This window comes from Aeromonas sp. 603607 (assembly GCF_049171595.1).
In the GTDB taxonomy this organism is placed as follows: domain Bacteria; phylum Pseudomonadota; class Gammaproteobacteria; order Enterobacterales; family Aeromonadaceae; genus Aeromonas; species Aeromonas veronii.
In genome coordinates this window covers 39,089-51,029 of the sequence record NZ_JAAKOV010000023.1, presented here as the reverse complement: position 1 = coordinate 51,029, position 11,941 = coordinate 39,089, and the positions used below count along the sequence as shown (strand labels likewise).

The following is an 11,941-nucleotide window of genomic DNA, read 5'->3' as shown; positions in this document are numbered from 1 at the left end:
GTTATTAAAGTTAAAGGCGGGTTTTGCCCGCCTTTAATTAGTGTAACTGGTTTGCATCATTGCCGGGAGCCCTGCTGAACAGGGTTTCGACATCGATCCCATTAAATTGGTACTGGGCGCCGCAATAATCACAGTGCATGTCGATCTTGCCGAGCTCCTGCACCATCTCCATGACCTCTTCCTTTTCTATCTGCAGCAGGGCCCCTTCGCAGCGCTCGCGGGAGCAGGTGCAGCGGAACTCGACCGCCTGCGGATCGAACACCCGCACCTTGTCCTGATGGTAGAGACGGTAGAGGATCTCTTCTGCCTGCAGGCCGAACAGCTCTTCATCCTTGATGGTGCTGGTGAGCTGGGTCAGGTGATCGAAATCGTTGCTGTGATCCTCGCTCTGGGCGGGCAGCTCCTGCAGCATGATGCCGGCGGCGCGCGGTTCGCCCTCGTGGTAACCAGTGCGGATCCACAGCTTGGTGGCCAGCTGTTCGGAGCGGGCAAAGTAGTGCTCCAGGCAGCCCGCCAGAGTGTCGGCGTCCAGCGCGATGATGCCCTGATAGCGCTCGCCCTGCTCCGGGGTGATGGTGATGATCAGCTGGCCGTTGCCAATCAGGCTCTGCAGCTTGCCATCGCTCGGCAGCTCGCCTTCATAGCGGGCCACGCCGCGCAGCTGCTGGTTGTTGTCACCGTTGATCACGGCCAGACGCACCGGGCCATCGCCCTGCAGTTGCACTGTGATGGAGCCTTCAAACTTGAGGGTGGCGGTCAGCAGGCTGGTGGCGACCAGCAGCTCGCCCAGCAGTTTTTGCACCTGCACCGGGTAGTTCTGGGCTTCCACCACGTGGCGGTAGGTGTGATCCAGCTGGACCAGCTCGCCACGCACTTCGTACTCTTCAAACAGATAGCGATACAGCAGATCTTGGTTGCTCATCATGTATTCCTGGCTTTTCGGTGAGGTAAATCGGGCGGGCTGGAGTTGATGCCAGCCCGGTATCAAATCGGGGTCGGTCAGTACTGTTTGACCTTGAGCAACTGGCGTCGCTCCTGCTTGTCGGGGCGGCGCTCGGGGCTGGGGGCAAACTGGCTGTTGAAGCGGTGCGCCTCGCTGTTCTCGGCCCGTTTTTTCAGGCTCTCGGCGGTCTCTTCATAGAGCTGCTGGGCCAGCGGGGCCGATTTGCGCTGCTCGCTCAAGGCCAGCACCCGCACTTCGCGTTCGTCCTGCCCCTGCCAGAAGCGGATCAGTGCTCCCACTTCCACCTGTTTGCCCGGTTTGCTGCGCTGACCATTGTAGTGCACCTTGCCCCCGTCTATCTGATCCCGCGCAATGGAGCGGGTCTTGTAGAAACGGGCCGCCCACAACCACTTGTCGAGACGAACCTCGAGGGCACTTTCTGCATGATTGGGCATGAACAGGCTCCATAACGGGGAAAAGAGGTGGTCGATTATACCAGAGCACGGGGTCGGGATAGAAACCGGGCAGCCGCTGCGCGGGGCGCAAACCATGTCAAGGTGATGCAACATATGGGCAGTTTGCTGATTCACAAGGGAAAGCCGCTGCTTTATCGGGTATTCATGGGGGCTGGGAAGGGCCTTCATACCGCGCATATAACACTGCCGCCCCGGTTGGGGGCGGCAGTGTTCACATCCATCGACCATGTCAGAGTCAGAAGTGATCGTGCTGATCCGGCTTCTTCTGGTCGTGCGGCCCTTCGCTGTGGGCGATGGCGGTGCGGATCAGATCAACCCCGGCGCGGATAATCAGCACCCCCATGTTGACCAGCTTGACGCAGACCCACATGAAGGTGATGAGCAGGATCAGCTTGAGCACGGTCTGGAAGGCTTCTAGGAAGTTCTGCTCCAGCTGGGCGGTCAGGCCGTTGGCGCTGGTCATCAGCCAGGTGTAGACCTCGCGCACGAACGGGATGCGGCTTGGCATCTCCAGCACATCCAGTGCGGCAGGGAGCGCCTGGAAGATGACGATGCTGCCGAACAGGATCAAAATGACACCGATGGCGATGCCGAGGAAAAAGCCGAACTGTCTCATGGAGGGCTCCAGCGTTTGCTGCATGAAATTGAAGATAGCCGCCAATAGTAGGGAGTGCCCTGCTTCATCGCAATCTTCCGTGCACCTCCATTGCGGCGGGAACGACGGCGATCCGGCCGCCACCATTGCTCAACTATCTGATTTCTGGGAGGCTTGTCGCCATTGTGCATAGGGAAAGCAAATTGATGTCGAGAACCCTCTTTTTACTGTTGCTGGCGTTGTTTGCCGCTCTGCCAGCCCTGAGTGCCGAACCGGCTGGCCCAACGGCAGCCGCCTGCGCCATCCGCCATCAGGATCAACTGCTGCTGGTGCAGGATCGCATCTCCTCCCGCTACAGCCTGAGCGGTGGCTATATCGATGGCGGCGAGAGCCCCGAGCAGGCGGCGCTGCGCGAGCTGTATGAAGAGACCGGTCTGCGCGGCGAAGTCGTCGCGGATCTTGGCCGCTGGCAGAAAGCGCAGGTCTTTGCCTGTCGCACTCTTGAGCCTATCGTCGCCCAGCAAGATTCCGATTTTGTCTCGCTGCTGCAGGCCCCCAATCTGGGTGGCGAGATCCTCAACGCCCGCTTGATCGCGGTGGACAAGCTCCCCCGCGCACAGCGCCGCTTCCCGGAGCAGCTCGACTGGCTGCAATCCCGACTGGATAAGGTGCCCGAGAGCGAGGTGCGCTGGCAGGCCGATTTTGTGGCGCAGGGCAATGCGCTGCATCAGGCCGAGATCCCGCTGATGCTGCGGCTGCAACAGTGGCTGGGGCCCGATGTCTGGTGGCTGTCGGTCAGCAATCTGTTTGGTTCAGGCGGCTTTCAGCTTGCCCTGATACCTTTGCTGCTCCCGCTGCTGGGGTGGCCGCGACTGCGCCAGCTGCTGTTCGCCATGCTCTGGCTCGGCTTGCTGGTGCAGGCGAGCAAGGAGGGGATCGGCTGGCCGCGTCCCTTCCATCTGCAACCTGAACTGGCGACTCACAGTGCCCAGGGCTTTGGCATGCCGAGCGGTCACACCGCATCGGCCCTGCTGTTCTGGGGCGCGCTGCTTGGCTGGCTCTGGCCTGCCCGGCGCGGACAGGCCTACTCGCTGGCGCTGCTGCTGGCCCTTACCACCGGTCTGGCGCGGGTCTGGCTTGGGGCACACTTTATCTCTGACGTAGTGGCGGGGCTGCTGATGGGCGCCATACTGCTGGCTGCTCGTCCCTGCTGGCGTACGGATGGGCTTGTGGCAGGCTGGTTGCTGCTGATTGCCGCGGCGCTGGCGCTCGGGGGACTGACCCAATCGGCCCATCTGACCGGTATCGGGCTGGTAGCGCTGGGCCTCTGGCTAGGGGGAAATGCGGCCCTCGTTCGAGCTGGTTATCCCCCGCTGCTTACAGGGGGCGTTGTGCTGGCGGGCTGCTTGCTGATCGGTGCCGGCCTGTGGCTGTTGCCGCTGCTGACCAGTAGCTCGTTGATCATACTGCTTGGACAGTTTGTGCTCTTTTTCGGGCTGGGGCTCTGGTTGAGCGTCGGCCTCTGGTGGATACTCTCTCTCTTGAAACAAGACTCACGACCCAGGGGCGGACGCCCTGCAAGGGGAACTCTATGAATATGAAAAAAGTGGATTTGGCCAAGATAACCTTGGGGGTGCTGTTTCTCAGCCTCCTGATCATCTCCTGCTTTATGGTGCTGCGCCCCTTCCTGCCCGCACTGGTGTGGGCCACCATGATCACCATCGCTACCTGGCCACTGATGTTGATGGTGCAGCGGTTGCTGTGGGGCAAGCGTGCGCTGGCCGCTCTCTTTATGAGCCTGGTGCTATTGCTGATGTTTGTCATTCCGCTCTTTATGACACTGGCCAATGTGGCGGAGAAAGCCCCCATGCTGATCGAACTGGGGACCAATATCAGCCAGTCGCCTCCGCCCGAGCTGCTCTGGTTGCAGCAGATCCCGCTGGTGGGCGGCAAGCTCTATGACTTCTGGCAGCAAATTCTGGCGAGCGGTGGTCAGGTGCTGTTTGCCAAGCTGGCGCCCTACTTCGGTCAGACGGCGCGCTGGCTGGCTGCTCAGGCCGGTAATCTGGGCATGCTGCTGGTCCACTTCCTGCTGACGGTCGGTATCTGTGGTCTGCTCTATCACTCCGGTGAAGTGGTGGCGACCGGCATTCGCCGCTTTGCCCACCGGCTGGCCGGGGATCGCGGTGACAATGCGACCGTGCTGGCTTCCCAGGCGATCCGCGCCGTGGCCATGGGGGTGGTGGTTACTGCGCTGGTGCAATCCTCGGTGGCCGGGGTGGGGCTGTGGATCGCTGGCATCCCCTACACCATGGTTCTGGTGGTGGTAATGTTCCTGCTCATCGTCGCCCAGATAGGTCCCTTTCCGGTGCTGATCTCCTGTGTCGGTTATCTCTACTGGAGCGGTGATACTACCTGGGGCACCTTCCTGCTGGTCTGGTCGCTGATCGCCGGCACAATGGACAACTTCCTGCGTCCCTTCCTGATCAAACGCGGTGCCAATCTGCCCCTCATTCTCATTCTGGTGGGGGTTATCGGCGGCCTGCTGGCGATGGGGATCATCGGTCTGTTTATCGGCCCCGTGGTGCTGGCTGTGGCTTATACCTTGCTGGATGCCTGGATCAAGGAGGGTGACCACCAGTCAGAGGCGACCCATATCGCGGCAGCGCCCAGTATAGATTGACGGTTCTATAAAAAGACGATGCAAAGAGCCGCCCGATGGGCGGCTCTTTTGTTGATGATGACAGCGTCAGGCCAGTTGTTTCATACCTGAGCCGCAGCGGTTGTTCACAGCATCTGCTTGAGGCGATAGAGCAGGTCCAGTGCCTGGCGCGGAGTGAGCTCGTCCGGGCGCACTGCTTCCAGCTCTTCCACCACCGGATGAGGCTGCGGGGCGAGGGTCACCGGAGCCGGGCGGCTTTCACCGGCGGCGGCCGGAGTGGCGCTCTCCAGCTCATGCAGTTTGTGACGGGCCTGCTGGATCACCGATTTGGGTACCCCCGCCAGTGCCGCTACTTGCAGGCCGTAGGAGCGGCTGGCCGCCCCTTCCTGCACCGCGTGCATAAAGGCAATGGTGTCGCCGTGCTCCACCGCATCGAGGTGGACGTTGGCCAGCCCACTCATCAGCTCCGGCAAGCGGGTCAGCTCGAAGTAGTGGGTGGCAAACAGGGTGTAGGCGCCAATCTTGCTCGCCAGCTGTTCGGCACAGGCCCACGCCAGCGAGAGGCCGTCGTAGGTGCTGGTGCCGCGGCCAATCTCGTCCATCAGCACCAGACTGCGGGCGGTGGCGTTGTTGAGGATGTTGGCGGTCTCGGTCATCTCCACCATAAAGGTGGAGCGGCCGGAGGCGAGATCGTCCGACGCTCCGATGCGGGTGAAGATACGGTCGATGGGGCCGATGCGGGCGCTGTCGGCGGGCACGAAGGCGCCGATGTGGGCCAGCAGCACGATCAGCGCGGTCTGGCGCATGTAGGTGGATTTACCGCCCATGTTGGGACCCGTGATGATCAGCATCCGCCGCTCCCGCTCCAGCCGGATGGGGTTGGCGATAAAGGGGTCTGTCATCACCTGCTCCACCACCGGATGGCGGCCCGCCTCGATGATGATCTGATCTTCGTCGATGAGGGTCGGGCAGCGGTAGTCGAGGGTCTCGGCCCGCTCGGCCAGGTTGGCCAGCACGTCCAGCTCTGCCAGTGCGGCTGCGGAATCCTGCAGATCGCCGAGGTGGGGCAGCAGGGCGTCGAGCAGCTCTTCGTAGAGCCGTTTCTCCAGCGCCAGCGCCTGGGACTGGGCGGTGAGTACCTTGTCCTCGTACTTCTTCAGCTCATCGATGATGTAGCGTTCGTTGTTCTTGAGGGTCTGGCGGCGGATGTAGTGGGCCGGCACCAGATGGCTGTTGGCGCGGCTCACCTCGATATAGAAGCCGTGCACCTTGTTGTAACCCACCTTGAGGGTGTTGATGCCGGTCAGCAGCTTCTCCCGCTCCTCGATGCGGGTGAGGCTGGCGGTGGCACCGTTGGCCAGATCCCGTAGCTCGTCCAGCTCCTGATTGAAGCCGTCACGGATGACGCCACCATCGCGGATCAGCACCGGCGGCACCTCCATCACCGCGCGCTCCAGCAGGTCGAGCAGCTCGGGGAAGGTGCTGGCCCGCTCGGCCAGCTGTTGCACCGCTTCGTGCTCGTTGTCCGCTAGCAGGCGCTGTAGCTCGGGCAACTGGGCGAAGGCCTGACGCAGGCGGGTGAGGTCGCGCGGACGGGCCGAGCGCAGGGCGAGGCGCGCCAGCACCCGCTCCACATCGCCGACCTGACGTAGCAGACCACCCAACTCGTCGTAGAGGTTCTGCTCGATAAGCGTATGGATGGTGCTCTGGCGACCTTTCAGGATCACCCGATCGCGGATCGGCTGGTGGATCCAGCGCTTGAGCAGGCGGCTGCCCATGGGGGTGGCGGTGCGATCCAGCACCTCGGCCAGGGTATTTTCATAGCCACCGGCCAGATTCTGGGTCAGCTCCAGATTGCGGCGGGTGGCGGCATCCATGATGACCGCATGATCTGGCTGTTCAAGGCGCACGTTGCGGATGTGGGGCAGGGCGGTGCGCTGGGTATCTTTGACGTACTGCATCAGGCAGCCAGCGGCGCACAGGGCGGTCTCGCTCTTGTCTACGCCAAAGCCCACCAGATCCTGGGTGCCGAATTGTTGGCAGAGCAGCTTACGAGCTGTGCCCAGCTCAAACTCCCACTCCGGACGGCGGCGCAGGCCGCGGCGACCCTCGATATGGTGCAGGAATTCGAAGGATTCCGGGTAGAGCAGTTCGGCCGGATTGGTGCGCTGCAGCTCAGCCAGCAGGGTCTCTTCTTTCTCGAACTGGTTGATGAAGAAGCGGCCGGAGCCGATGTCCATGGTGCCATAGCCGAAGCGGCGGCCATCGTGATAGACGGCGGCGATCAGGTTGTCCTGCCGCTCGCTGAGCAGCGCCTCGTCGGAAACGGTGCCCGGGGTGATGATGCGAATGACCTTGCGCTCCACCGGCCCCTTGCTGGTGGCGGGATCCCCCACCTGTTCGCAGATGGCGGCAGATTCGCCGAGCTGCACCAGCTTGGCCAGATAGCCCTCGATGGCGTGATAGGGCACCCCCGCCATCGGGATGGGGCTGCCAGCCGACTGGCCACGTTTGGTCAAGGAGATATCGAGCAGCTGGGAGGCCTTGCGGGCATCGTCATAGAACAGCTCGTAGAAGTCGCCCATCCGGTAGAACAGCAGGATCTCCGGGTTCTCGGCCTTGAGGCCAAGGTACTGCTGCATCATAGGTGTGTGTTGCTGTAGATTTTCTATTGTTATCAATGTCTGCTCGTCGTTAAGTTACTGTTCTTAAACTGTCTTTATTCTTTGTTAAAGCTCAGCATGGTTCAGTTTGTCTCACCTAAGCTCACTGAATCTTGCTTCAAAGCGTAGGCTAAAGCGTAGGTTTGTGTGATGATGAACGTGATTAGAATGAAAACCTACGCTTTTCTCTCATAAAAAACGATATGAAAGGATGTAAGTGATGGCTGCGCCCCAGAATAGCAAACCGCTTTCTTACAAGGCAATTGAGTCGATGAAGCCAGGAGACAAAGATAAAGTCGACATCGGTGATTACCGAGGATTGCGAGTAGCGTGCGGGAAAACGGGAAAGAAAAGCTTTTACTACCGCTACAATGACCCTTTGAATCCGCGTAAACAAAAGCAAGTCACCTTAGGTGTCTTTCCTGCCATGTCATTGGAGGAGGCAAGGACCAAGTTCAAGGAATTGAAGCTCATGAGGCATCAAGGTGTCTGTCCGGCTACAGAGCTGAGCGCAGTTAAAGTCAAGCTCGAGCAGGAACCTGAAGTCGTTGCACCGTTTACCATCACTGACATGATCGAGCTTTACCTTACTGAGCACATCGAAGATCGGCACGCCAAGGAAGGAGGAATTTTACCTGGAGCCCGTAAACCCAAAGGGCAAGCAGAAACACGAAGGACTCTCTATAACGATCCTGTGCGTGTATTCGGAGAGAGTTTAGCCACGGAGGTGCTAGCTAACGATATCGTGGCTTTGATCATGGAGATTGTTGCGCGGGGAGCGAATGTTCAAGCTGGTAGTGTTCTGCGTGAGCTATCAGCTGCTTTCGATTATGCAATTGGAACGGGTAAACTGGATGAGCACTTTGTAAACCCAGTTACAAACGCAAAGAAAAGATTAAAATTAGCGAAAGTGCGTTTAACATGTCAAAAAGGAACTCGAATTCTTAGTGATGAAGAGCTAAAAAAATTTCTTCTCTGGTTACCAAGTTCTGGTTTTACTATTCCACAGAAAAACGTGCTCAGAATGACGCTATGGACAGGATGCCGTACCGGAGAAATATGTGGTGCTTATTGGCGAGATATTGATCTAAGTAATGGTACATTCCATTTAAAAGAAACAAAAACTGATACCGAGCGATATGTTCAGTTGCCAAGACAAGCTATCGAATTTCTTCATTCACTGAAATTAATCACAGGTGATTGTTTATTCCCATCTATTTTGACTAAAAAACCGATACCTCAAAAATTGTTAACTGAAACAGCATGGCGACTGCGCAAAGACAATGTAATGATTGATATACCTTCTTGGACACCACATGACCTTAGGCGTACCGTTAGAACGGGGCTTGCAAAGCTGAAATGCCCCAGTGATATTGCAGAGGCAATACTAGGTCATGCCCCGAAAGGCATAGAAGGAACATACAACCTACACAGATACAATGATGAGTGCAAAGAGTGGTTGCAAAAGTGGGCGGATCATTTAGAAAGGTTAATTGCGATATAGAAAATTCTCATCGGTCAAATATATTTATTTGTGGGGGCGTAAGTGCCCCCATGTAACATGTGATTTTTATAGCTAGCTTAAATATTGATGAAACTACCCATCAGGATTGATGTTGCAGTACGCATCGTTGATTAGTTTTTCTATGACTTCATTTCTTTTTAGTCCCTTCGACTTTGTAATTTCTTTTAATTTACCTTCAATGTCTACACTCATGATGAAATTATATTGCTTGCTGTCTGGGTTGCTTTTTCTGTAATTTTTTTGGGTTAGGGATTTTTTGATTCTATCAACTTTGACTATGCAGTCACTTTCTTTAAATACGAATAGTAAGTCAAAGTAGGTTTTAATGGTCTCGAAAACATCTTTGTTACTATTACCGTCAATTATTTTTAAAAAAAGCTCATCTTGATCTATCTGGTTTTTTATCCATAACAAATCTTCATTTTTTAATTTTTCAAAGTTTGACCAGCTTTTAGGTTTTTGGCTTTTAACTATTTTATTCCAAAACAATTCAATAAGCTGAAGGTGCTTGGCCTTTATAGCTATTTCATCATCTAAGTGATCAAAATACTCTATTATCCTTTCTTTTTTTTGACGAGGAGTTTTGGCTCTGGGGGGCGTATTGGTAAAACGCATGTGGCTGAATGATATTGCGTCTTCAAATGAATTGTTTCTAAAATAATTTGGCCCTGGCTGACTAAAGTTTTGGATAGGCTTCTTGTAAAGGTCACTATCTTTGTCAAAAAAATAACCCCAATTATTAGTTATGGCAAATGCAAAATTACACACTCTTTGGTTCGCTTCCTGTATCCAGCAAAAGTGTTCTATTTCTAGACAGTTTCTACTAAACTGTTTGAATAGAAATTCTGCGATGGTATCGATATTCTCTAGCTGTATGGAGTTATCTATTTTTCGAATATAGTTTGCGACAACATAATCGGGATTGGTTTTTAAATAGTCATTAAAAGTTAATAAAATTGAGTCGGAATCAATATTGATGGTATCAACTTGTAGTTGATGCAGAATATATCCTGCAAATCTTATCATTTCCTCTGTAGCTTTAAGTCTATTGAATTTATCCTTCCACGGGTATTTTGAATCACTTGTTTTTGGTAATTCATAATTGGCTGGCGTCATATGAACTAATTCCATTTAAAAGTTATTTAAGTTTTATACTAGGGTTTTCCTAGTGTCGGTCAAGTGTTTTTTTAGGGTTTTTATTGAATTTTTGTAGTCTGTTTATAGTGTTTTTATGTGAGCTAAAAACCCTGGAATCCATGGCTTTTCATTGATTTTTATTAGCTTTTATGGGCGATTGCGTTGTGTCTCGTGGTTGGTGTGAGGTTTCTCATCACTGGTTTTACAGAGAGCTGGTATGTGAATACCTATAGTAGCATCGGTGAGTTGTTGATGATTTGGTATTGGCTGTGGATCAGTGAGTATAAATAGTGGGGTAATAGATCCGAGTGTGATGATGGCGTCTGGGCTATGTAAAAATGAACGCAACGAACCTTAGGTATGAAAAAATCTAAGGAGTGTAAGATGGGTCTCATTAAAATAAATGAATTAATAGCAATGACTAAGCTGTCTCGCCCTACAATCTACCGGCTAATCAAGGCTGGAAAGTTCCCTTCACAACTCAAAACATCGCCCAAGACGGTGGCATGGGAAAAATCAGAAATAGAGGACTGGATTCGCAAATTGATAATGGAGCGAGAAGGCTAACAACTAACAATTTACTTGGCTCCCCTTTGGGGAGCCTTTTTAGCTTGGTGGTTTCATTTTATCTGTTTAGGGGCGGTAACTGTTGGTCGACAACTTTTTGCTGGTTAATTTCATGGCATGGAATAGTTGCTTGTACGTTGAATCTAACTTCAGAGTAACTTTCTTGCCTTAACAACCAGTATTAGTGGAGGTTTATTTAAAATAATCACGTGTACCCCGGTGATTTAGGAGGTCGCTAAGTTCGGTAATAGTAATATATACACCAAGGTGTATACCAAGGTAGAGGGTGTAGGAGATATATCGAAGATGAGAGTGATACACCACCAAAGTGTATCACAGGGTATACCAACGAGCATATGTGATATACACACGAAGTGTATACCAATCAGATACACATCGGGCTTGTACGTCAGATACAAGCCATTAGCCGTATACATCGGCATAGCGCAGCATATGCAAAGCACAGAGTGCTAAACGCAGGTTGGTATATCAACCTACTGGTTTGATAAGAGAGCAGGGTATCAGTTGACCGTAAAGTTTTACGCAGCGGCCCTCATTAATGACGATGAGTGCTGTTACCTGAGCATCTAACCAACTGGCATGGGTATTCCATGTAAATCATAGGGCCGTATATGAAATCAAATGGCGGGTATTGTTTAATAGGCAACGAGCTAGACAATTTGCGAGTTGTGGCTGAGGCCAAGTATGGTGAAATATCCTTTGAGCAGTTAAAAACATCCGTGGAGGTGATCGCCAGCTTTTTGAATAAACATCCGAGAGTGTTTGCTGTACGCGTTGATATGCGTTTCCCTCATATACCAGTTATGGATGATCCGGACATGCCGACAAGCTTTCCACCGGAGGTAGAAGAGGAAAAGGTTATTACGCGATTTATTGCTTCACTAAAAAGCCAGATACATGCGTTACGTCACCGTAAGGGTAAGACTGGTAAACGATTCTTCTTGGGTTATATCTGGGTAAAGGAGCAAGTAACAAGCCAGTACCCTCATTATCACGTGGTGCTACTATTTAACCGAGATGATTACGGTTATCTTGGTGGCTACGCTAATTTTGATGCGGATAACATGGCTACGCGTATTCGTAAAGCTTGGTGCAGAGCATTGAGGCTTGCATACCCTGATTATGCGTCTTTGGTGCATTTCCCTCCTGACGCAGAGTATCGATTTGATCGCAGAGATGCAGATCTGCAGAATGAGAATTTTTATAACTTCTTGGTGAGGATCGGGTATTTATTTAAATTGCGTTCGAAAGTACGAGGTGAGCGTAATTTCGGGCATAGTGAACGGATAAGGTAATGTTCACTCTTAATTCACTGGCCCTAGTGGGGATGCTTGGACATTCAAATTCAATTC

At 53.5% G+C, this 11,941-nt stretch carries 10 protein-coding genes; 5 read left to right on the top strand and 5 right to left on the bottom strand.

Features of this window, described 5'->3' with window-relative positions:
• Window positions 1-37: 37 nt before the first annotated feature.
• The 3 genes from hslO to G5315_RS18820 all read right to left on the bottom strand — a co-directional run bounded on the left by hslO (window position 38) and on the right by G5315_RS18820 (window position 2,035).
• A complete protein-coding gene (gene hslO / locus G5315_RS18830) occupies window positions 38-922 on the bottom strand; it encodes an Hsp33 family molecular chaperone HslO (RefSeq protein ID WP_019445177.1) in 885 nt (294 codons plus the stop codon).
• A 77-nt stretch (window positions 923-999) separates the two neighbouring features.
• On the bottom strand, window positions 1,000-1,398 hold the full coding sequence (hslR, locus tag G5315_RS18825) for a ribosome-associated heat shock protein Hsp15 (RefSeq protein WP_421333703.1): 399 nt from the start codon (window positions 1,396-1,398) through the stop codon (window positions 1,000-1,002).
• Window positions 1,399-1,654: 256 nt separating this feature from the next.
• The gene (locus G5315_RS18820; protein ID WP_005340143.1) at window positions 1,655-2,035 is read right to left on the bottom strand and encodes a hypothetical protein; all 381 of its coding nucleotides are present in this window, start codon (window positions 2,033-2,035) and stop codon (window positions 1,655-1,657) included.
• A 185-nt stretch (window positions 2,036-2,220) separates the two neighbouring features.
• On the opposite strand from G5315_RS18820, the gene G5315_RS18815 reads away from it, so the two are divergent.
• Window positions 2,221-3,609: a bifunctional NUDIX hydrolase/phosphatase PAP2 family protein gene (locus G5315_RS18815; protein WP_216979586.1), complete on the top strand. Its 1,389-nt coding sequence runs from the start codon at window positions 2,221-2,223 to the stop codon at window positions 3,607-3,609.
• Window positions 3,606-4,697: an AI-2E family transporter YdiK gene (ydiK, locus tag G5315_RS18810; protein ID WP_216952793.1), complete on the top strand. Its 1,092-nt coding sequence runs from the start codon at window positions 3,606-3,608 to the stop codon at window positions 4,695-4,697. Before G5315_RS18815 ends, ydiK begins: the two co-directional genes overlap by 4 nt.
• 104 nt (window positions 4,698-4,801) lie before the next feature.
• Here ydiK and mutS read toward each other — a convergent pair whose 3' ends face one another.
• Entirely contained in the window at window positions 4,802-7,357 is a 2,556-nt protein-coding gene (gene mutS, locus G5315_RS18805; protein WP_421333701.1) for a DNA mismatch repair protein MutS, read from the bottom strand.
• 202 nt (window positions 7,358-7,559) lie between these two features.
• On the opposite strand from mutS, the gene G5315_RS18800 reads away from it, so the two are divergent.
• Window positions 7,560-8,843: a tyrosine-type recombinase/integrase gene (locus G5315_RS18800; protein WP_231720623.1), complete on the top strand. Its 1,284-nt coding sequence runs from the start codon at window positions 7,560-7,562 to the stop codon at window positions 8,841-8,843.
• Window positions 8,844-8,936: 93 nt separating this feature from the next.
• Here the strand turns inward: G5315_RS18800 and G5315_RS18795 are convergent, their stop codons facing one another.
• Entirely contained in the window at window positions 8,937-9,980 is a 1,044-nt protein-coding gene (locus tag G5315_RS18795; RefSeq protein WP_231720622.1) for a hypothetical protein, read from the bottom strand.
• Between the two features lie 405 nt (window positions 9,981-10,385).
• Between G5315_RS18795 and G5315_RS18790 the strand changes: the two genes are divergently transcribed.
• Window positions 10,386-10,568, top strand: coding sequence for a helix-turn-helix transcriptional regulator (locus G5315_RS18790; RefSeq protein ID WP_162517042.1), 183 nt, complete (start codon window positions 10,386-10,388; stop codon window positions 10,566-10,568).
• A 632-nt stretch (window positions 10,569-11,200) separates the two neighbouring features.
• On the top strand, window positions 11,201-11,884 hold the full coding sequence (locus tag G5315_RS18785; protein WP_231720621.1) for an inovirus Gp2 family protein: 684 nt from the start codon (window positions 11,201-11,203) through the stop codon (window positions 11,882-11,884).
• Window positions 11,885-11,941 lie beyond the last annotated feature (57 nt).

Bases quoted from the DNA above. Each gene is read 5' to 3' on its own strand.
- G5315_RS18785 (WP_231720621.1), top strand. From the start codon at position 11,201: ATGAAATCAAATGGCGGGTATTGTTTAATAGGCAACGAGCTAGACAAT.
- G5315_RS18795 (WP_231720622.1), bottom strand. From the start codon at position 9,980: ATGACGCCAGCCAATTATGAATTACCAAAAACAAGTGATTCAAAATAC.
- G5315_RS18820 (WP_005340143.1), bottom strand. From the start codon at position 2,035: ATGAGACAGTTCGGCTTTTTCCTCGGCATCGCCATCGGTGTCATTTTG.
- ydiK (WP_216952793.1), top strand. From the start codon at position 3,606: ATGAATATGAAAAAAGTGGATTTGGCCAAGATAACCTTGGGGGTGCTG.
- G5315_RS18815 (WP_216979586.1), top strand. From the start codon at position 2,221: ATGTCGAGAACCCTCTTTTTACTGTTGCTGGCGTTGTTTGCCGCTCTG.
- hslR (WP_421333703.1), bottom strand. From the start codon at position 1,398: ATGCCCAATCATGCAGAAAGTGCCCTCGAGGTTCGTCTCGACAAGTGG.
- G5315_RS18790 (WP_162517042.1), top strand. From the start codon at position 10,386: ATGGGTCTCATTAAAATAAATGAATTAATAGCAATGACTAAGCTGTCT.
- G5315_RS18800 (WP_231720623.1), top strand. From the start codon at position 7,560: ATGGCTGCGCCCCAGAATAGCAAACCGCTTTCTTACAAGGCAATTGAG.
- hslO (WP_019445177.1), bottom strand. From the start codon at position 922: ATGAGCAACCAAGATCTGCTGTATCGCTATCTGTTTGAAGAGTACGAA.